Genomic DNA, 18833 nt, shown 5'->3' with positions numbered 1-18833 from the left:
CGGCAGGCCGGGTCAGGCCACCTTGCGCTTGGGCGCCGTCTTGTAGTGCGTGGAGTAGAGCGTCAGGCCCACGAAGGTCAGGCCGCCCACCAGGTTGCCCAGCACGGTGGGGATCTCGTTCCAGATGAGGTAGTCCATCACCGTGAAGTTGCCGCCCAGGAGCAGGCCGATGGGGAACAGGAACATGTTCACGATGCTGTGCTCGAAACCCATGTAGAAGAAGACCATCACGGGCATCCACATGCCGATGGCCTTGCCCGACACCGAGGTGGACATGAAGGCCGCCACCACGCCGGTGGACACCATCCAGTTGCACAGCACGCCGCGCACGAAGAGCGTGAGCATGCCGGCGGCGCCGTGCGCCGCGTAGCCCACGGTGCGGCCTTCGCCGATGTGGCCGATCTTGTCGCCGACGGCATTGGGCGCTTCCGAGAAGCCGAAGGTGAAGATGATGGCCATGAACACGGCCACGGTGAAGGCGCCCGCGAAGTTGCCGCAGAACACCAGCCCCCAGTTGCGCCACACGCCCTTCCAGGTGGCGCCGGGGCGCTTGTCGAGCACGGCCAGCGGGGCCAGCGTGAACACGCCGGTCAGCAGGTCGAAGCCCAGCAGGTAGAGCAGGATGAAGCCGACCGGAAAGAGCATGGCGCCGACCAGCGCGTTGCCGGTGTTCACGGTCACCGTGACGGCGAAGGCGGCCGCCAGCGCGAGGATGGCGCCGGCCATGTACGAGCGGATCAGCGTGTCGCGCGTGGACATCAACAGCTTGGATTCACCGGCGTCGACCATCTTGGTCACGAATTCGGCAGGGGCGAGATAGGCCATGGGTGTCTCGTGGTGGAGAGAAGAAGGGGGAGAAAAAAGCAAGAGCGATCAGTTCAGGGCGACGAGCACCTGGCCGTCTTCCACGCGCACGGCGTGCACGGTCACCGAATGCTCGGGCGCCTCCAGGCATTCGCCGGTGGCCAGGTCGAAGTGGTTCTTGTAGAGCGGCGAGGCGACGACGACGCGCTCGCCCAGGCTGCCGATCAGCCCGCGCGCGAGCACGCTCGCGCCGGACTTCGGGTCGATGTTGTCGATGGCATGGAAGCGGTCGTCGCCGAGCCGGAACACGGCCACGTGGCGGCCGTCGACGAGGGCGCAGACGCCGGTGTGGGGCACGATGGCGTCCGCCGCGCAGACACGGGTCCAGGTGGGGGTCTTGGCCAGCATGGTGCGGTTCCTCAAACAGGGGCGGGGGCTTCGCGCTCGTCGGCGCGGGCGGGGCGGATCTGGCCGCGCTCCTTGACGAAGACGATGCGCGCATCGGGCTGGTCGCTGTTGACGAAGCTCTTGAAGCGCGCGCGCACGGCCGGGTCGGTCACGGCGGTCTTCCACTCGCACTGGTAGGTGTCGACCACGTGCTGCATCTGGGCCTCGAGTTCGGCGGCGATGCCGAGCGAGTCCTCGATCAGCACCTGCTTCAAGTAGTCCAGACCGCCCTCCAGGCTCTCGCGCCAGGTGCTGGTGCGCTGCAGCCGGTCGGCGGTGCGCACGTAGAACATCAGGAAGCGGTCGATCAGCGCGATCAGCGCTTCCTTGCTGAGGTCGCTGGCGATCAGCTCGGCGTGGCGCGGCTTCATGCCGCCGTTGCCGCAAACGTAGAGGTTCCAGCCCTTGTCGGTGGCGATCACGCCCACGTCCTTGCCCTGGGCTTCGGCGCATTCGCGCGTGCAGCCCGAGACGCCGAACTTGATCTTGTGCGGCGCGCGCAGGCCCTTGTAGCGGTTCTCCAGCTCCACCGCGAGGCCGACGGAGTCGTCGACGCCGTAGCGGCACCAGGTGCTGCCGACGCAGCTCTTCACCGTGCGCAGTGACTTGCCGTAGGCATGGCCCGATTCGAAGCCGGCGGCGATCAGCTCTTCCCAGATCAGCGGCAGCTGTTCCAGCCGGGCGCCGAACATGTCGACGCGCGCGCCGCCCGTGACCTTGGTGTATAGGCCGTACTTCTTGGCCACCAGGCCCACCGCGATCAGGCCGTCGGGCGTGACCTCGCCGCCCGGCATGCGCGGCACCACGGAATAGGTGCCGTCCTTCTGGATGTTGCCCAGGAAGTAGTCGTTGCTGTCCTGCAGCTTGGCCAGCTGCGGCTTCAAGACGAACTCGTTCCAGATGGAGGCCAGCACGCTGGCGGCCACGGGCTTGCAGATGTCGCAGCCCAGGCCCTGGCCGTGCCTGGCCAGCAGCTCGTCGAAGGTCTTGATGTTGCCCACGCGCACCAGGTGGTAGATCTCCTGGCGCGAGTAGGCGAAGTGCTCGCAGACATGGTTGTTGACGGCCATGCCGCGGCGCGCCATCTCGAACTTCATGACCTGCGTGACCAGCGGCACACAGCCGCCGCAGGTGGCGCCGGCTTTCGTGCAGGCCTTGATGTCGCCGATGGTGCAGGCGCCTTCGCCCACGGCCGCGCAGATCTGGCCCTTGCTGACGCTGTTGCACGAGCAGATCTGCGCCGTGTCGGGAAGGGCCTCCACGCCCAGCCCCGGCCTGGCCTTGCCGTCGGAGGAGGGCAGGATCATGAACTCGGGGTCGTCGGGCAGCGCGATGCCGTTGAGCGCGGTCTGCAGCAGCGTGCCGTACTCGTCGGCATTGCCGACCAGCACGGCGCCCAGCAGCGTCTTGCCGTCTGCACTGACGACCATCTTCTTGTAGACCTGCTTGCGCTCGTCCACGTAGTGGTAGCTCAGGCAGTTCGGCGTCTTGCCGTGGGCGTCGCCGATGGAGGCCACGTCCACGCCCATGAGCTTGAGCTTGGTGCTCATGTCGGCGCCCTTGAAGGCCGCCTCCGCGTGGCCCGCGATGTGGCGCGCCGCCACGCGGGCCATGTCGTAGCCCGGCGCGACCAGGCCGAACACCTGCTCGTTCCACGAGGCGCATTCGCCGATGGCATACACGTCGCGGTCGCTGCTGCGGCAATGGTCGTCGATCACGACGCCGCCGCGCGGCCCGATGGCCAGCACGCACTGGCGGGCCAGTTCGTCGCGCGGGCGGATGCCGGCCGAGAACACGATCATGTCGGTCTCCAGCCAGGTGCCGTCGGCGAAGACCATCCGGTGGCGGGCGGTGGCGCCGTCGGTGATCTCCACCGTGTTGCGGTGCGTGTGCACCTGCACGCCCAGCGCCTCGATCTTGCTGCGCAGCATGCGGCCGCCGCCGTCGTCCACCTGCACGGCCATCAGGCGCGGCGAGAACTCGACCACGTGCGTGTCCAGGCCCATGTCGCGCAGCGCCTTGGCGCATTCCAGGCCCAACAGGCCGCCGCCCACCACCACGCCGCTTTGGGACCGGGCGCCCGAAGCCTTCATGGCCTCCAGGTCCTCGATGGTGCGGTAGACGAAGCAGTGCGGCCGGTCGCGGCCCGGCACGGGCGGCACGAAGGGGGCCGAGCCGGTGGCCAGCACCAGCTTGTCGTAGGGCAGCACCTCGCCGTCGGCGGTGGTCACGGTGTGGGTGCGGCGCTCGATGGCGACGGCCTTGGCCGCCAGGCGCAGCGAGAAACCCGTCTTCTCGAAGAAGCCGGGAGCGACCAGCGACAGGTCCTCGGCCGTCTTGCCGCTGAAGAACTCGGACAGGTGCACGCGGTCGTAGGCCGCGCGCGGCTCTTCGCACAGCACCGTGACTTCGGCCTGCGGCAGCCCTTCGTCGTGGAGCTGCTCGAGGAACTTGTGGCCGACCATGCCATGGCCGACGACGACGATTTTCATGGGGAGACTCCTGCACATCCCGCGCTCCGGCGGTGACGGCCGGCGGCGGTGGACGCTGCGGCGTGTGGGTGCAGGCGCACCCCCGCTGGATCACGGATGTGAATCGGGTGGGAACAACCGGGCTGCCGTCCTTTCGGACCTTCAGCTCGCTCGGGTTCCGCCGTCATTAGCGGAGGTGGGTGAGATCGCGGCCTCCGTGCCGCGCTCACCAGAGATCAAGCAAGAAAAATGCCAGACCGACTGTCGGGGTGGACGCAGCGCCGGAGACAAAGCGCGCGGGCGCGATGCGGCAGCGCCCATGAAAACGCCCCGTTGCTGTGCACGCGGGTGCCAGAACGGGGCGTGGACACGGCGGCCTGCAGGCCGCGCCAAAGGGCGAGGTCGCGGCGCGGCCGGACGGCCTTACTTGATCAGGCCTTCGGCCTTCATTGCGGCCTGCACGGCCGGGCGGGCGGCCACGCGGGCGTGCCAGGCCTGCACATGCGGGTAGGGCGACAGGTCCAGGCCCGTGGGCTTGGCCCAGTTGGTCACGGTGAAGAGATAGCCGTCGGCCACGCTGAAATGCTCGCCCGACAGCCATTCCTTGCCTTCGAGCTGGCCATTGAGCCACTCGTAGCGCTGGGCCAGCTTTTCCTTGGCGAGGGTCTTCGCTTCTTCAGGCATCTTGGGGTTGAAGAGCGGGCTGAAGCCCTTGTGGATCTCGGTGCCGATGAAAGTCAGCCATTCCTGCAGGCGGTAGCGCGCCAGCGTGCCGTTGGCCGGCGCCAGGTTCTTCGTCGGCGCCAGGTCGGCGATGTACTGGACGATGGCCGGGCCTTCGCGCAGGCGCGTGCCGTCGTCGAGTTCCAGCAGCGGCACGTAGCCCAGCGGATTGATGCTGTAGTAGTCCGTGCCATCCTGCAGCTTGTGCGACTTGGTGCTGGCCAGCACGGCTTCGCAGGCGATACCGGCTTCGTACAGCGCGATGTGGGGCGAAAGCGAACAGGCGCCGGGCGAGTAGTAGAGCTTCATGAGGTCCTTCGTGTTGGAGGAAGATGGAACGGGGTGCGCAAGGCAGGGCGGTGGGTGCACCGCCATGGCGGCGTTGCGGCCGAGAGCACCTGCGGCTCGGCGAATGTAGCCTTTTGCGGCGGCTTCCGCGCGGCTGGGGTCGCGCGCGCGTCGCGTGCGCACCGGGGGCGGGCGCGCCGTCCTACGCGGCTGCGCGCGGGCTGCCGATGCGTCGGGCGCGGGTGGCCGCCTACCTTCTGTTGCGTCCGCTGCGGTTCGCGGCACGGCCCCTTTCCCGCTCGTTCAGGAGTTTCTCATGCTCAAGTACGCACTGATCTTCGCGCTGATCGCCATCGTGGCCGGCGCGCTCGGCTTTGGCGGCATTGCCGCCGGCGCGGCGGGCATCGCCAAACTGCTGTTCGGCCTGTTCCTGGTGCTCGCGATCGTCTTCGTGGTGCTGGCGATGCTGGGCATCGGGGCCGCCAAGAGAGCCCTGGACTGAGGACGCGATGGAGCTGTCCCTGGCTGCGGCGATGAACGTGCGCGCGCAGGCCCTGCGCGTGCTGCAGCGCACGCGGGCGGATTGGCGCCTGCCGCTGCGGCCCGCCGCCGGCTTGCGGCTGCCGCCTTCGTCCGCCGGCCACCGGCTCCTTGCCACGCGCCTGGACCATGCATCATTCGATCATCGACACGCAGCTGGCGTACGAGGTGCAAGCGCCCGCGCACCTGCTGTTCAACCTTGAGGCCGCCCGCTGCGACGGGCAGCAGGTGCTCGAGGAAGCGCTGACCGTCGAGCCGCCCCTCGCGCTGCGCCACTATTGCGACGCCAACAGCGGCAACCGCTTCTTCCGCTTCGACGCGCCCGCCGGGCCCTTGCAGCTGCGCTACCGCGCCGTCGTGCGCCGGGAGGCGCACCACCGCCCCGCCGACCTGCGCGAGCAGCCGGTGAGCGAGGTGCCCGACGCGCTGGTGAAGTATCTGATGCCCACGCGCTACTGCGAATCGGACGTGATGGCGCGCGCGGCGCAGCAGCTGTTCGGCGACCTGCCCCCTGGCATCGGGCGCGTGCAGGCCATCTCGGACTGGATCCACGACAGCCTGTGCTACCAGCCCGGCAGCAGCGACTCGACCACCACCGCGCAGGAAGTCTTCGTGCAGCGGGCCGGCGTGTGCCGCGATTTCGCGCACCTGGGCATCACCTTCTGCCGGGCGCTCAACATTCCGGCGCGGCTGGTGGTGGGCTACGTGAATTTCGAGGAGCCGCCGCAGGACTTCCATGCGATCTTCGAAGCCTGGCTGAGCGGTCAGTGGGTGGTGTTCGACCCCACGCGCATGGCGCCGGCCGAGCGGCTGGTGCGGGTGGGCACCGGCCGCGATGCCAAGGACGTGGCCTTCTGCACCTTCTTCGGCCCGGTGAACCTGACCGCCAAGGACATCCGGGTGCGCGAACTGCAGGATGCCTCGGCACCCGAACTGGCGCCGCCGCGGCCCAGCGGCATCCTGCTGGGCATCGAAAAGCCCGAGCCGCTGGCCGCGCTGCCCGGTGAGCCGCTGCCGCCCGGCGGCGCAGCCGCGGCGTGCGAGGCGCCCTCGGCCGCGCACGAGGGCCCGGGCCTGGGGCTGCGCTGAGCCGGGCGCGCCTGGCGCGGGCAGGGCGCGCGGCGCGGGGATGACGGCATTGCCCATCTTTTAAGCACATGAAAGGGCGGGCGTCTAAAATTGCCGCCCCTTCCGTGCTTTGCGCAGCCGCCTTGCAGCAGCCTGCAGGCTTCGTGGCTGCGCCACCCTCACCACATGCTTTATCCCGAAGAATTCGACGTCATCGTCGTGGGCGGCGGCCATGCCGGCACCGAGGCCGCGCTGGCGTCCGCGCGCATGGGCGCCAGGACCTTGCTGCTGACCCACAACATCGAGACGCTGGGCCAGATGAGCTGCAACCCCAGCATCGGCGGCATCGGCAAGGGCCATCTGGTGAAAGAGGTGGACGCACTGGGCGGGGCCATGGGTATCGCCACCGACGAGGCGGGTATCCAGTTCCGCATCCTCAATTCGAGCAAGGGCCCGGCCGTGCGCGCCACGCGCGCGCAGGCCGACCGCATTCTCTACAAGGCCGCGATCCGCCGCCGGCTGGAGAACCAGCCGAACCTGATGCTGTTCCAGCAGGCCGTGGACGACCTGATGGTGGAGGGCGATGGCGACGGCGCACGCGTGGTGGGTGCCGTGACGCAAGTCGGCATTGCCTTTCGCGCGCGCGCCGTGGTGCTGACGGCCGGCACCTTCCTGGACGGCCGCATCCACGTCGGCCTGGACAACTACCAGGCGGGCCGCGCGGGCGACCCGCCGGCCGTGAGCCTGTCGGCGCGCCTGAAGGAGCTGAAGCTGCCGCAGGGCCGCCTGAAGACGGGCACGCCGCCGCGCCTGGACGGCCGCACCATCGACTTTTCCAAGTGCACCGAGCAGCCCGGCGACGGCATGCCCGGCGGCGGCAACCCGGTGATGCCGGTGTTCAGCTTCATGGGCGATGCGGCCATGCACCCGCAGCAGATGCCCTGCTGGATCACGCACACCAACGCGCGCACGCACGACATCATCCGCTCCGGCTTCGACCGCAGCCCGATGTTCACGGGCAAGATCGAAGGCGTGGGGCCGCGCTACTGCCCGAGCGTGGAAGACAAGATCAACCGCTTCGCCGACAAGGACAGCCACCAGATCTTCCTCGAGCCCGAAGGGCTGACCACGCACGAGTACTACCCGAACGGCATCTCGACCAGCCTGCCTTTCGACATCCAGTACGCACTGGTGCGTTCGATGCCCGGGCTGGAGAACGCGCACATCCTGCGGCCGGGCTACGCGATCGAGTACGACTACTTCGACCCGCGCGGCCTCAAGAGCAGCTTCGAAACGCGCGCGATCCAGGGCCTGTTCTTCGCCGGCCAGATCAATGGCACCACGGGCTACGAGGAAGCGGCGGCCCAGGGCCTGTTCGCCGGCATCAATGCCGCGCTGCAATGCCGGGGGGAGGGCGCCTGGGTGCCGCGGCGCGACGAGGCCTACCTGGGCGTGCTGGTCGACGACCTGATCACCAAGGGCGTGACCGAGCCCTACCGCATGTTCACCAGCCGGGCCGAGTTCCGGCTGCAGCTGCGCGAGGACAACGCCGACATGCGCCTGACCGAGATCGGCCGCCGGCTCGGGCTGGTGGACGATGCGCGCTGGGACGCGTTCAGCCGCAAGCGCGATGCTGTTTCACGTGAAACAGAGCGCCTCAAGTCGACCTGGGTGAACCCGCGCAACCTGCCGGCCAGCGAATCGGAACGCGTGTTGGGCAAGGCCATCGAGCATGAGTACAACCTCGGGGACCTGCTGCGCCGGCCGAATGTGAGCTACGAAGCACTGCTGTCGCTGGACGGTGGCAAGTACCGGCCCGAGGTGGCGCTGAGCGCCGATGCGGTGGAGCAGGTGGAGATCGCTGCCAAGTACGCCGGCTACATCGACCGCCAGCACGAAGAAGTGCAGCGCGCGGCGCACTATGAAAACCTGCGGCTGCCCAAAGACCTGGACTATGCGCAGGTGCAGGCGCTGAGCATCGAAGTGCGGCAGAAGCTGGCGCGCCAGCGGCCGGAGACGCTGGGCCAGGCTTCGCGCATCTCGGGTGTCACGCCGGCGGCCATCTCGCTGCTGCTGATCCACCTGCGCAAGGGGGGCTACAGGGCCTTCCAGGCGGCAACGCCTTCGGCCGCTGCCGCGACGGAACCTGCTGCATGAACGCGGCGGGCCTGGAAGGGCAGCGCCCCGCGCTGCTGGACGGCGCACGCGCCTTGGGCGTGCCGCTGGGCGAATCGCAGGTCGATCGGCTGCTGGCCTATGGTGCGCTCATCCTCAAGTGGAACAAGGTCTACAACCTCACGGCGCTGCGCGATCCGGCGGCCGTGCTCACGCACCATCTGATGGACAGCCTGGCGGCCGTGCCGCCGCTGACGCGCGTGCGGCCCGGTGAAACCCGCCTGCTCGACGTGGGCGCCGGCGCGGGCCTGCCGGGGGTGGTGATCGCCATCCTGCGCCCCGACGTGCAAGTGCATTGCCTGGACGCCGTGGCGAAGAAGATGGCCTTCGTGCAGCAGGTCGCCTCCGAACTCAAGTTGCCCAACCTGCGCGGCGTGCATGCGCGCGTCGAGAGCTGGACGGGCGCATACGACGTCATCAGCTCCCGCGCGTTTGCCTCCTTGCCCGACTTTTTCAGCGGTTCACGCCACCTGCTGGCAACGGATGGCCTGTGGCTGGCCATGAAGGGCAAGGTGCCCCAGGACGAGCTGACCGCGCTGCAGGCACAGGCTCTCGGCGTGGATGTGTTTCACGTGGAACAACTGGCGGTGCCTGGCTTGGACGCGGACCGTTGCATCGTCTGGGCGCGGCCGGCGGCGGCGTGAATCCGGGTCCGCATTGCTCCTGATCCGGGTGTCTGCACCCGCGGGCGCACGTGGGCGCAGGTGCCTCGCTTAGACTCCGGCCTCTTTCTCTCCTCACGGGTGGAGTCATTTCCATGTTCGGCATTTCGGACTACGGCGCCTTCGTGGTCGCGGTCATCGTCTTCCTGGCCATTCCCGGCCCCGGCAACCTGGCGCTGGTCACCTCGACCAGCAAGGGCGGCATCCGCGGCGGGCTGGCGGCCACGCTGGGCTGCATCTGTGGCGACCAGGTGCTGCTGTGGGCGGCGGTGGCCGGGGTGGCGGGCCTCCTGGCCGCCAACCCGGCGCTGTTCCATGCCGTGCAATGGCTGGGCGCTGCCTACCTGGCCTGGCTGGGTTTGAAGATGCTGCGCGCCCGGCCCGGCGACGCACCCGTGCTGCAGATCCAGCCGCGCCAGTACTTCCGTCAGACCTTGACCATCACCCTGCTCAATCCCAAGGCCATCGTGTTCTACATGGCTTTCTTCCCGCTCTTCATCGACCCGGCCCGGCACCAGGGCCTGCGCACCTTCGGCGTGATGGCGCTGACCATCGCTGCGCTGACCTTCCTCTACGGCCTGGGCGCGACACTGCTCACGCACTTCCTGGCCGAGCGCGTGCGCGCCAACCCGCGCATCGCGGCGCGGCTGGAAAAGCTGGCGGGGGTGTTCCTGCTGGGCTTCGGCGTCAAGCTGGCGCTGGGCCGCTGAGGGAAAAGGGCACATGGCAAGAATTTTCTGCATCGCCAACCAGAAGGGCGGCGTCGGCAAGACCACCACCACCGTGAACCTCGCCGCGGGCCTGGCCAAGGTGGGCCAGCGGGTGCTGATGATCGACCTGGACCCGCAGGGCAACGCGACCATGGGCTCGGGCATCGACAAGCGGGAGGCTGAATACACGGTCTATGACGTGCTGCTGGAGTCCGCGTCGGTGGCCGAGGCGCGCGTGCGCGCCGCCGAGCCCTGCGGCTACGACGTGCTGGCCGCCAACCGCGAACTGGCGGGCGCCGAAGTCGAAATGGTGGCCCTGGACCGGCGCGAGAAGCGCCTGCGCACGGCGCTGGCCGCCGTGGGCGCCGAGTACGACTTCATCCTGATCGACTGCCCGCCCTCGCTGAGCCTGCTCACGCTCAACGGCCTGTGCGCAGCCCATGGCGTGATCGTGCCCATGCAGTGCGAATACTTTGCGCTGGAAGGGCTGACGGACCTGGTCAACACCATCAAGCAGGTGCACGCCAACCTCAACAGGAACCTGTCCATCATCGGCCTGCTGCGCGTCATGTTCGACCCGCGCATCACGCTGCAGCAGCAGGTGAGCGAACAGCTCAAGGGGCATTTCGGCGACAAGGTCTTCGACACCGTCATCCCCCGCAACGTGCGCCTGGCCGAGGCCCCGAGCTACGGACTGCCCGGCGTGGTGTTCGACGGCGGCGCGCGCGGCAGCCAGGCCTACGTCGCGTTTGCCGAAGAGCTGGTGAAGAAGATGCCGCCGGCCAGCGCAGCCGCAGCCCCGGCGGCGGCCGAGCCGGCACCACCCGTGGTCACGCCCGTGGCCGCCGCCCAGGCCGTGGGTGGCGAAACCGGCCCCGGCACCCCCCACGCCGGTACCGACGCATGAGCCCGCCTGCCACCCCCGCCGCGGCCCCGCGCGTGCTGCTCCTGCCCGGCTGGCAGAACAGCGGCCCGGGCCACTGGCAGACGCGCTGGGAAGCCCTGCATGGCGACCGCCGCGTGGACCAGCACGACTGGACGCGGCCGCTGCGCGGCGACTGGTCGGCCCGGCTCGAGGAAGAGGTGCTGGCCGCGCCCGGCCCGGTGCTGCTGGCCGCCCACAGCCTGGGCTGCATCCTCGTCGGCGCCTGGGCCGCCCATTCGCGCAACACGCACAAGGTGGCCGGCGCGCTGCTGGTTGCCCCCGGCGACGTGGAGCGCGAGGACCTGCGCCAGCAGATCCCGGGCTGGGCCCCCATCGTGCGCCGCCGACTGCCCTTTGCCGCCACCCTGATCGGATCGACCAACGACCCGTACTGCAGCGCGGCGCGGGCGCAGGCGCTGGCGCAGGACTGGGGGGCACGCTACATCGAAATGGGGCCCTGCGGCCACGTCAATGCCGAATCCGGCCTGGGCGACTGGCCCCAGGGCCGGGCCTGGCTGCTCGAACTGAACCAGAAAGAAGACGCTTGATGGCAACGAAGAAACCGAAGGGATTGGGCCGCGGCCTGGAAGCACTGCTCGGGCCCACCAGCGGCGGCGTGGCCGAGCCGGACGAAATGAACGGCGCCGAGGCAGCCGGCGCATCGGCACCGCGCGAAGGCGCCCCGAGCACACTCGCGCTCGACCAGATGGTGCCCGGCGTCTACCAGCCGCGCACGCGCATGGACGAGGGCGCGTTGTACGAACTGGCGGAAAGCATCAAGGCGCAGGGCATCATGCAGCCGATCCTCGTGCGGCGCCTCGATGCCGCGCAGGCGGCGGCCAAGAATGCCGCCTACGAGATCATCGCCGGCGAGCGCCGCTTCCGCGCGGCCAAGCTGGCCGGCCTGGACAGCGTGCCGGTGCTGGTGCGCGACGTGCCCAACGAGGCCGCCGCGGCCATGTCGCTGATCGAGAACATCCAGCGCGAAGACCTGAACCCGCTGGAAGAGGCGCAGGGCCTGCAGCGGCTGGTCAGCGAATTCGGCCTCACGCACGAAGCCGCGGCCCAGGCCGTGGGCCGCTCGCGCAGCGCCGCCAGCAACCTGCTGCGCCTGCTGAACCTGGCCGAGCCGGTGCAATCGATGCTGATGGCCGGCGACGTGGACATGGGCCATGCGCGCGCGCTGCTGGCGCTGGACCGCGCCACCCAGATCACGGCCGCGAACCAGATCGTGGCGAAGAAGATGTCGGTGCGCGAAGCCGAAGGCCTGGTCAAGAAGCTGTCGGCCGAGTTCAGCCTCACGGCGCCGCGTCCGGCGGCGCGGGCCGACAAGTCGCGCGACCTGCAGCGCGTGGAAGAGGAACTGGCCGACCTGCTGATGGCGGCCGTCGAGGTGCGCATCAAGAAGCGCAGCAAGCGCGGCGGCAAGGTCGAAGAAAGCGGCGAGCTGGCCATCCAGTTCGGCTCGCTGGAGGCGCTCAACGGCCTCATCGACCGGCTGCGCGGCCCGGGCGCCGACTGAGCTCCCGCGCCGGCGCGGCGAGCCGGCGCGCCCGGCGCCTTGCGCGCGCAAAAAAAGAACCCGGCCACGCTTTCGCGTGCCGGGTTCTGCATTCAGGCCCCTCCCAGGCCCCACCCGGACCTCATTCACAGGCGGAGCCCGCCTGAGTGCTCGGGGACAGTGCCTGAAGGCTTACAGGCCTGCGTTGTGCGTGGTGAACGCGCCGGTGTGCAGGTTCGCCGGGATCTGGCTGTCGGCGAAGGCACCGGCTTCCAGGTTCTGCGCGCCGTCGTGGGCGGCGGCCACGGCCTCGGCTTGCACCGAAGCGCGGTCACGCGGGTTCTGCAGCGCGCCCATCGAACGGGCATGCAGCGGGATGTTCTGGTCCTTGGCGTGGGCAGCGGCCACGGCCTGCTGCTGCACTTCGGCGCGGCTCAGTTGGCCCTGGAAGTCCAGCACGCCTTGGTATTCCTCGGCGTGGACGGCGCCGGTCAGGGCGGCGAAGGACAGGGCGGCAACGGCAAAAATCTTCGAGGTCTTCATTTTTCAACTCCTGATGGATAGCGGTTTGAACAGAGCGATCAGCGCACCTTGCGGTGGTCGCTTCGGGTCTGCGTTCAATCGCTGGCCCGTGAGATGAATTGTGGACCTGTCGGATAGGTAGAAACCCTTGATTTTCCGAACACGCTGTTCCTGGAATGGAAACAATCGAGGTTCGCAGATGCGGGCGCGCACGATTCGCTTCATGGGTAGAACGGCTGCCGACCTGTCCTCCGGGCTATGCCCTTGGCCTGCCTTTCGGCAGATGCCGCCTGGGGGGCCAGGCCGCTAGTCTCGCAGCCCTGTTCCACACACGCTGACAGGGAAGCCCATGCCTTGCTCGTTCTCACGCACCGCTGCCGCCACCTTGCTGGGCGCCGTGGCGCTCGCCGGCTGCCAGAGCACCGATATGCAGATGGGCAGCCCGTCGGCCAAGACCGTGGCCACCGGCAGCGCGGCGGGCGCGGCCTCGGCCAACGCCAGCAGCCGCCTGGAGCGCTGCGAATCGCCGCTGGGCACGGTGTCGCTGGTGGAGAACGTCAACGCCGGCTGGTACACGGTGCTCACGGGCCAGTACCAGCTGCCGCCCACGGCCAACCTGCTGCGCCTGCTGGTGCAGCAGTCCAACTGCTTCGTGGTGGTGGAGCGCGGCGCCGCCGGCATGGGCGCCATGCAGCGCGAGCGCGCGATCATGCAGTCGGGCGAAATGCGCGCGGGCAGCAACTTCGGCCGCGGCCAGATGGTGGCCTCGGACTATGCGCTGTCGCCCGAGATCGTCTTCAACAACAGCGACGCGGGCGGCATCGGCGGCGCGCTGGGCGGGCTGGTGGGCGGCAACCGCGGCCGCGCGCTGGCCACCATCGGCGGCAACATGCAGACCAAGGAAGCGGCGGCCATGCTGACCTTGGTGGACAACCGCTCGGGCGTGCAGGTGGCGGCTTCGGAAGGCAGCGCCTCCAAGATGGACTTCGGCGCCTTCGGCTCGGTCTTCGGCAGCCGGGCTGGCGGATCGCTGGGTGGCTATTCCAACACCGCGCAGGGCAAGGTGATCTCGGCCGCCTTCATGGACGCCTTCAACCAGATGGTGCTGTCGCTGCGCAATTACCAGGCGCAGACCGTGCGCGGCCAGGGCCTGGGGGGCGGCGGCCGGCTGGGCGTGGACGGCGGCGTGGCGCCTTCGCAGACATCGGCGCCGGCCGAGCGCGCGGCTCCGGCGCGGCGCGCAACGAAGAAGTAGGGCGCGCCTTTCTCTCTTTCGTGGCGCATGAAGCCAAGCCCGGCGATGCCGGGCTTTTTGCATGGAGGCTGAAGAGGTGAGGTTGAGACTGCCTTGTGCTCGAAGCTGACGCCAACGCAGGCCGACGCCAGTCACTCGCGAGCTTCACCCAGCCGTGAGAAAAAGTGCCCAAACTTGCTGGTCCGCCCGCCGTTCACGGTCAAAAGTGAGGCAAAGTTAGGCCGATCAGGCAAGCCGCTTTTCGTGGAGTGTTAGTGCTGGATGAATATCCATCTCGCCTTGACTCCAGCCAGTATTCATGCGGGCTGCAGTCTGATCGCGACGCCGATGTTAGGGAGACAGGCGGCCGTGTTACGCAGCAGCGCTGTCTCCCTATAACCTAGTTAAACAGCAGATGGCGATGGCTTGGGTTCGTGACGTTTCCAGTTTTTACGATTTCATCGGGTACGTGGTTTTGCGCGCGCCTGATCGGTTTCCGAAGGAGGACTATCTGCCCGAAGCTGAGCAGATGAATCTTGAGAGAGCTTTCGCGGAATTGCGAAAGGGGATCGCGTTGGTGGAATTAGACAACCCTGGTGCCGACGAGCGGCGAGGGCTCTCTCGCATCCTTGACGAAACGCTGTCCTTGTATAAAGCCGGCTATGAAGTGGCCGCTCTCACAGACTTCAAGACTTCGAGAAGCTCATCTTCAAAAGATGAAAATGACTGGGAACGTCAGGCGGCTACTGTCTAACATTTCGGTCAACCGGACCGCCTCCGGCGTCTGGTCACCTTCACGTTAGACGCCATGAAACCCCGGCTTTGGCTGACGTTGTGGACTGTTTCCAGCTTTGGGCTCCTCGGGCTAGGCGTGACTGACGCATATTTCAACCATGCGCTAGAGACTCGAGGGGCTGTTGCGAATGCGATTGTCACGGAAATGCAGCCCCGGTTGGGGCGAAGTAGTCATCCCTCCATCAAATACCGGCTTGAGCTAAAAGGGAGTAGCTATACGCACGACGACCCGTTCGGGCGGGCCGACCTATGGTCCAGCATTTCGCAAAAGCACTGGGACGAAATGCGAGTGGGCGGCCTAATTCAGGTGAGCTACTTGCCAGCTCGGCCGTCGATCAATCGCCCTACCGGCTCGCCGTCACGCTGGGGCGACGCCGCGGCAGCCTTCGTTTTTGGTTGTGTCGGCGTCGGACTCGGCTGCGTTTTGCTTGCCGCCCATGGCACTAACCTAACGCGGCGGCACTATGGCGTCTAACAATACGCTCCAACGGACGGCTGCGCCGCCGGCTGAGCTAAATCGTTGAGCAGCACTATGACCACAGTCCGACTCGGCGGTCCAAATGAGACAGCAGTTCGACTATCTGTGCCGGATCGCGCAAAACGCGAATGGCCCGACCACTTCTCTATCGAGTTCGAAGGCCTCGGCCTTCTGGCACGCATTACTGTAGAGAACCCACCATTCGCTCCGGTGTTGGGCAAGTACTTCAAGGAGTTGGCCAACTCGCAGGCTGCATGGTCCGGCGTCAAGGAGTGGCAATCCGCAGAAGGCGAACTTGTGATTCGGTCAACTTGTGATCCGACAGGACATGTGCGCATTGAGTTTGATGTCCATCCCGGATTCGGCTCGGCTCAGGCTTGGCGCGCCGTCGCTGCAGTTGTGGTGGATCTAGGCTCCATCGCCGGCATTGCCTACGCGATTGAGGAAGTGTTTGCGTATGAATGAGCCTGAGCTAAGTGCCGGTACCGTGCTGCTCAACCCTTTGCTGCAGCGGACGGCTTCGCCGCCCGCTGAGCGCGAACGTTGGACGTCAACCATGCAACCGTGGTTCGCTGCATTTTTCTCTTTTTTCATCTGCCTTGGTGCCGAGGCGCAGCCAAGCAGCAACCTTGCGTACGACGACCAATTCGTCTGGTATTTGTCAGGTCGTTTGGCAAGCGAACTGACAGTGCTCCAGGCTCAATCAGGCATCAAGCTCAGTGAGGGTGAACGGGCTGAGCAAAGGCAGCAGTTCGAGATCGTGTATCACCACTATTTAGTGAGATGCGATGGGCCGCTCCCACAGATTGCAAACGCTTTGAAATTCGCGGACATGTCGATCACTTCGCAACGGCCTGGCACGCAACTGCTCGGTTATGTCGGGTCGATGGACCACGAGATTTGGCCGCGAGTACAGGCTTGGCACGTCACAGTTCTCTCCGAACTCTTGGCTACATACAAAGCTGGCAAGTACGGCTTTTTCCCTGACTGTGTCGTCTCAGGCTATCGAGACCAGAACCCCCTGCCGAGTCAGAAGTGACGCCCAACCCTTCATTCCAGCGGACGCCCAGGGGCGCCGTTGAATTTAAACGTTAAATGACGGCTTGGCCGATGATGCGGCCGGGCTGCTTCTGGTCGATTGCAGCCCGCGCCCCGTGAAGCTGTGGGCACGATGTCACTTCGCACCCGGCCCGCGCGCCCAGCCGCCCATCTATCTTCAGCCCCAGCTGAAAATCTTCCCCGGATTCATGATGTTCTTCGGATCCAGTGCGCGCTTGAGGGTGCGCATCAGGTCAATGGCGCCCGCGCCGGCCTCGTCGACCAGGAAGCCCATCTTGTGCAGGCCCACGCCGTGCTCGCCGGTGCAGGTGCCTTCCAGCGCGATGGCGCGCGCCACCAGCGCGTGGTTGAGTTGCTCGGCCTTCTCGCGCTCGGCCGGGTCGTTGGGGTCGATCAGGTAGCCGAAGTGGAAGTTGCCGTCGCCCACGTGGCCGACCAGGAAGTAGGGGATGCCGCTGGCATCGACCTCGGCCACCGATTCCAGCAGGCAGTCGGCCAGGCGCGAGATGGGCACGCAGGTGTCGGTGCTGATGGCGCGGCAGCCCGGGCGTGAGGCAATCGCCGCGAAGTAGCTGTTGTGCCGCGCCGTCCACAGGCGCGTGCGCTCTTCGGGTGTGCTCGCCCACTCGAAGGCGTTGCCGCCGTGGCCGCTGGCGATCTCCTGCACCGTCTCGGCCTGCTCCTTCACGCCGGCCGGTGAGCCGTGGAACTCCATCAGCAGCATCGGCTCCTCGCGCAGGTTCAGCTTGCTGTAGGCGTTGACCATGCGCACCGTGTTGTGGTCGATCAGCTCCACGCGCGCGATGGGCACGCCGAGCTGGATCGTCTCGATGGTGGTGCGCACGGCGGCCTCGATGCTCGGGAAGGAACAGATCGCGGCCGACACGGCTTCGGGCAGCGGATAGATGCGCAGCGTGATCTCGGTCACCACGCCCAGCGTGCCTTCGCTGCCCACGAAGAGCCGCGTGAGGTCGTAGCCGGCCGAAGACTTCTTGGCCCGCGTGCCGGTGCGCACCACCTCGCCGCTGGCGGTCACCACTTCGAGCGCCAGCACGTTCTCGCGCATGGTGCCGTAGCGCACGGCGTTCGTGCCGCTGGCGCGCGTGGCGGTCATGCCGCCGATGGAGGCGTCGGCGCCCGGGTCGATGGGAAAGAACAGGCCCGTGGACTTGATCTCGTCGTTGAGCTGCTTGCGCGTGACGCCCGGCTGCACCGTGACCGTGAGGTCGTCCGCATTGACCGACAGCACGCGGTTCATGCGCGAGACGTCGACGCTGATGCCGCCCTGCACGGCCAGCAGATGCCCCTCGAGCGAGGAGCCGACGCCGAAGGGGATCACGGGCACGTCATGCGCGCCGGCCAGCTTCACCGCATCGGCCACGTCCTGCGTGCTCTCGGCGAAGACCACGGCCGCGGGCGGCGGCACCTCGGTGTACGAGGACTCGTCGCGGCCATGCTGCTCGCGCACCGCCAGCGCGACCGAGCACTGCGCGCCAAAGCGCGCCTGCAGCGCGGTGATGAGCGCCGCGGGCACCTCGCGCGGGGCGATCTGGGGGGCGACGTGGGCGAGTTGCGTGGGCGCATTCATGATGTTGTCTCTCTGGGGAGGAAGGCAGGGCAATCACTGTACCGGGATCGCCGCGCGGCGACCGGCAGGGCCGGGTTTGCCCGCAGCGGTGTGGGCCGAGCCGGCATTTACATTATGTTCGTAATGCATATTTCATGGAGAGGGTGATGACCCTGAGGCCTTCGCCGGCGCGGCATCCGCGACGCAGCCATGCCGAGCGCAGCGCGGCCACGCAGCAGCACCTGATCGCCACTGCCATCGAGGTGATCCAGACTGGCGGGCTGGAGGAAATGTCCATCCACCAGCTGGCGCGGCGCGCCGGGCTCAGTTCCGGAGCCGTGCAGCATCACTTCGATTCCAAGGCGGCGCTGATGATGCGGGTGCTCGACGAGCTGCTCGCTTCGGACGCGTTGCAGAGCCAGCTGCTGCCCGACCCGGCGGCACCGCTGGCGGCCCGCGCCGCCCATTTCGTGCGGGCGCTCTGGCAGCAGGTGTACGCGCAGCCGCGCTTCATCGCCGCCTGGCACATCTACCTGGGCAGCCGTTCGCAGCCCGAGGTGCTGGCGCATGTGCAGCGGCAACGCGAGTCGGTCGGCCGGCGCGTGCGCGCGCAATTCGCCACCGCGCTGCCGGAGCTCTCGCGGCTGCCCTCCGGGCCACGCGAGGCGCTGGTGGCCATGGCGCTGTCCACGCTGCGCGGCATGGGCCTGCTGACCCTGTTTGCGCCGCCCTCGCACGCGCAGTCCGACCAGCTCGATTGCCTGATCGGCCTGATCGTGGACCAGTGCCGCGCGGCCGCGCAGCTGACTGCCCCTCCCGACACGCGCTGAACCTCAGACCCTGCGCCGTGCCATCCCGTGCGCA

Annotated in this window: 20 protein-coding genes; 14 read left to right on the top strand and 6 right to left on the bottom strand. The window is 67.7% G+C overall.

All coding sequences use genetic code 11. The features are described 5' to 3' along the window. Nucleotides 1-12 precede the first annotated feature (12 nt). The 4 genes from LG388_RS06565 to gstA form a co-directional block, all read right to left on the bottom strand. Nucleotides 13-825 (bottom strand): formate/nitrite transporter family protein, encoded by an 813-nt coding sequence (locus LG388_RS06565; RefSeq protein WP_225782065.1) that lies wholly within the window; start codon nt 823-825, stop codon nt 13-15. A gap of 48 nt (nt 826-873) precedes the next feature. Then, on the bottom strand, nt 874-1212 hold the full coding sequence (nirD, locus tag LG388_RS06560) for a nitrite reductase small subunit NirD (RefSeq protein ID WP_225782064.1): 339 nt from the start codon (nt 1210-1212) through the stop codon (nt 874-876). An 11-nt stretch (nt 1213-1223) separates the two neighbouring features. Next, nucleotides 1224-3743 (bottom strand): nitrite reductase large subunit NirB, encoded by a 2520-nt coding sequence (gene nirB / locus LG388_RS06555; RefSeq protein ID WP_225782063.1) that lies wholly within the window; start codon nt 3741-3743, stop codon nt 1224-1226. A 402-nt stretch (nt 3744-4145) separates the two neighbouring features. Next, on the bottom strand, nt 4146-4754 hold the full coding sequence (gene gstA, locus LG388_RS06550; RefSeq protein WP_225782062.1) for a glutathione transferase GstA: 609 nt from the start codon (nt 4752-4754) through the stop codon (nt 4146-4148). 295 nt (nt 4755-5049) lie between these two features. Between gstA and LG388_RS06545 the strand changes: the two genes are divergently transcribed. From LG388_RS06545 to LG388_RS06510, 8 genes are all read left to right on the top strand, one after another. Further along, nucleotides 5050-5235 (top strand): DUF1328 family protein, encoded by a 186-nt coding sequence (locus LG388_RS06545; protein WP_225782061.1) that lies wholly within the window; start codon nt 5050-5052, stop codon nt 5233-5235. Between the two features lie 167 nt (nt 5236-5402). Continuing rightward, entirely contained in the window at nt 5403-6362 is a 960-nt protein-coding gene (locus LG388_RS06540) for a transglutaminase family protein (protein WP_225782060.1), read from the top strand. A gap of 165 nt (nt 6363-6527) precedes the next feature. Then, the gene (gene mnmG, locus LG388_RS06535; protein ID WP_225782059.1) at nt 6528-8498 is read left to right on the top strand and encodes a tRNA uridine-5-carboxymethylaminomethyl(34) synthesis enzyme MnmG; all 1971 of its coding nucleotides are present in this window, start codon (nt 6528-6530) and stop codon (nt 8496-8498) included. Continuing rightward, nucleotides 8495-9160: a 16S rRNA (guanine(527)-N(7))-methyltransferase RsmG gene (gene rsmG / locus LG388_RS06530; RefSeq protein ID WP_225782058.1), complete on the top strand. Its 666-nt coding sequence runs from the start codon at nt 8495-8497 to the stop codon at nt 9158-9160. Before mnmG ends, rsmG begins: the two co-directional genes overlap by 4 nt. A 113-nt stretch (nt 9161-9273) precedes the next feature. Next, nucleotides 9274-9888 carry a LysE family transporter gene (locus LG388_RS06525; RefSeq protein WP_225782057.1) on the top strand — a complete coding sequence of 205 codons (615 nt, stop codon included), beginning with the start codon at nt 9274-9276 and terminating at the stop codon, nt 9886-9888. A 13-nt stretch (nt 9889-9901) separates the two neighbouring features. Then, nucleotides 9902-10795 carry a ParA family protein gene (locus LG388_RS06520; RefSeq protein WP_225782056.1) on the top strand — a complete coding sequence of 298 codons (894 nt, stop codon included), beginning with the start codon at nt 9902-9904 and terminating at the stop codon, nt 10793-10795. Further along, a complete protein-coding gene (locus tag LG388_RS06515) occupies nt 10792-11361 on the top strand; it encodes an alpha/beta hydrolase (protein WP_225782055.1) in 570 nt (189 codons plus the stop codon). Before LG388_RS06520 ends, LG388_RS06515 begins: the two co-directional genes overlap by 4 nt. Beyond that, entirely contained in the window at nt 11361-12335 is a 975-nt protein-coding gene (locus LG388_RS06510) for a ParB/RepB/Spo0J family partition protein (RefSeq protein WP_225782054.1), read from the top strand. Before LG388_RS06515 ends, LG388_RS06510 begins: the two co-directional genes overlap by 1 nt. 171 nt (nt 12336-12506) lie before the next feature. On the opposite strand, the gene LG388_RS06505 is transcribed toward LG388_RS06510, so the two are convergent. Next, nucleotides 12507-12857 (bottom strand): hypothetical protein, encoded by a 351-nt coding sequence (locus LG388_RS06505; protein WP_225782053.1) that lies wholly within the window; start codon nt 12855-12857, stop codon nt 12507-12509. Nucleotides 12858-13185: 328 nt separating this feature from the next. On the opposite strand from LG388_RS06505, the gene LG388_RS06500 reads away from it, so the two are divergent. The 5 genes from LG388_RS06500 to LG388_RS06480 all read left to right on the top strand — a co-directional run bounded on the left by LG388_RS06500 (nt 13186) and on the right by LG388_RS06480 (nt 16382). Then, nucleotides 13186-14091, top strand: coding sequence for a CsgG/HfaB family protein (locus LG388_RS06500; protein ID WP_225782052.1), 906 nt, complete (start codon nt 13186-13188; stop codon nt 14089-14091). Between the two features lie 400 nt (nt 14092-14491). Next, on the top strand, nt 14492-14824 hold the full coding sequence (locus tag LG388_RS06495; RefSeq protein WP_225782051.1) for a hypothetical protein: 333 nt from the start codon (nt 14492-14494) through the stop codon (nt 14822-14824). Nucleotides 14825-14878: 54 nt separating this feature from the next. Further along, nucleotides 14879-15340 (top strand): DUF3592 domain-containing protein, encoded by a 462-nt coding sequence (locus LG388_RS26780; RefSeq protein ID WP_225782050.1) that lies wholly within the window; start codon nt 14879-14881, stop codon nt 15338-15340. Between the two features lie 57 nt (nt 15341-15397). Further along, entirely contained in the window at nt 15398-15808 is a 411-nt protein-coding gene (locus LG388_RS06485; protein WP_225782049.1) for a DUF6228 family protein, read from the top strand. Beyond that, a complete protein-coding gene (locus LG388_RS06480) occupies nt 15801-16382 on the top strand; it encodes a hypothetical protein (RefSeq protein ID WP_225782048.1) in 582 nt (193 codons plus the stop codon). The genes LG388_RS06485 and LG388_RS06480 overlap by 8 nt, the downstream gene beginning before the upstream one ends. A gap of 177 nt (nt 16383-16559) precedes the next feature. Here LG388_RS06480 and LG388_RS06475 read toward each other — a convergent pair whose 3' ends face one another. Then, entirely contained in the window at nt 16560-17990 is a 1431-nt protein-coding gene (locus LG388_RS06475; protein WP_225782047.1) for an FAD-binding oxidoreductase, read from the bottom strand. Between the two features lie 146 nt (nt 17991-18136). Here LG388_RS06475 and LG388_RS06470 point away from each other — a divergent pair, with 146 nt between their 5' ends. Then, complete coding sequence (locus LG388_RS06470) at nt 18137-18799, top strand: TetR/AcrR family transcriptional regulator (RefSeq protein ID WP_225782046.1); 663 nt, start codon at nt 18137-18139, stop codon at nt 18797-18799. Nucleotides 18800-18833 lie beyond the last annotated feature (34 nt).

Origin of the sequence: Xenophilus sp. Marseille-Q4582 (genome assembly GCF_916700565.1) — a bacterium.
In the GTDB taxonomy this organism is placed as follows: domain Bacteria; phylum Pseudomonadota; class Gammaproteobacteria; order Burkholderiales; family Burkholderiaceae_C; genus Xenophilus.
The sequence above is the reverse complement of the archived record's forward strand: the minus strand, read 5'-3'. Positions and strand labels throughout refer to the sequence as shown.

Coding starts and splice junctions, on each gene's coding strand:
- LG388_RS06565 (WP_225782065.1), bottom strand. CDS start 825: ATGGCCTATCTCGCCCCTGCCGAATTCGTGACCAAGATGGTCGACGCC.
- nirD (WP_225782064.1), bottom strand. CDS start 1,212: ATGCTGGCCAAGACCCCCACCTGGACCCGTGTCTGCGCGGCGGACGCC.
- nirB (WP_225782063.1), bottom strand. CDS start 3,743: ATGAAAATCGTCGTCGTCGGCCATGGCATGGTCGGCCACAAGTTCCTC.
- gstA (WP_225782062.1), bottom strand. CDS start 4,754: ATGAAGCTCTACTACTCGCCCGGCGCCTGTTCGCTTTCGCCCCACATC.
- LG388_RS06545 (WP_225782061.1), top strand. CDS start 5,050: ATGCTCAAGTACGCACTGATCTTCGCGCTGATCGCCATCGTGGCCGGC.
- LG388_RS06540 (WP_225782060.1), top strand. CDS start 5,403: ATGCATCATTCGATCATCGACACGCAGCTGGCGTACGAGGTGCAAGCG.
- mnmG (WP_225782059.1), top strand. CDS start 6,528: ATGCTTTATCCCGAAGAATTCGACGTCATCGTCGTGGGCGGCGGCCAT.
- rsmG (WP_225782058.1), top strand. CDS start 8,495: ATGAACGCGGCGGGCCTGGAAGGGCAGCGCCCCGCGCTGCTGGACGGC.
- LG388_RS06525 (WP_225782057.1), top strand. CDS start 9,274: ATGTTCGGCATTTCGGACTACGGCGCCTTCGTGGTCGCGGTCATCGTC.
- LG388_RS06520 (WP_225782056.1), top strand. CDS start 9,902: ATGGCAAGAATTTTCTGCATCGCCAACCAGAAGGGCGGCGTCGGCAAG.
- LG388_RS06515 (WP_225782055.1), top strand. CDS start 10,792: ATGAGCCCGCCTGCCACCCCCGCCGCGGCCCCGCGCGTGCTGCTCCTG.
- LG388_RS06510 (WP_225782054.1), top strand. CDS start 11,361: ATGGCAACGAAGAAACCGAAGGGATTGGGCCGCGGCCTGGAAGCACTG.
- LG388_RS06505 (WP_225782053.1), bottom strand. CDS start 12,857: ATGAAGACCTCGAAGATTTTTGCCGTTGCCGCCCTGTCCTTCGCCGCC.
- LG388_RS06500 (WP_225782052.1), top strand. CDS start 13,186: ATGCCTTGCTCGTTCTCACGCACCGCTGCCGCCACCTTGCTGGGCGCC.
- LG388_RS06495 (WP_225782051.1), top strand. CDS start 14,492: ATGGCTTGGGTTCGTGACGTTTCCAGTTTTTACGATTTCATCGGGTAC.
- LG388_RS26780 (WP_225782050.1), top strand. CDS start 14,879: ATGAAACCCCGGCTTTGGCTGACGTTGTGGACTGTTTCCAGCTTTGGG.
- LG388_RS06485 (WP_225782049.1), top strand. CDS start 15,398: ATGACCACAGTCCGACTCGGCGGTCCAAATGAGACAGCAGTTCGACTA.
- LG388_RS06480 (WP_225782048.1), top strand. CDS start 15,801: ATGAATGAGCCTGAGCTAAGTGCCGGTACCGTGCTGCTCAACCCTTTG.
- LG388_RS06475 (WP_225782047.1), bottom strand. CDS start 17,990: ATGAATGCGCCCACGCAACTCGCCCACGTCGCCCCCCAGATCGCCCCG.
- LG388_RS06470 (WP_225782046.1), top strand. CDS start 18,137: ATGACCCTGAGGCCTTCGCCGGCGCGGCATCCGCGACGCAGCCATGCC.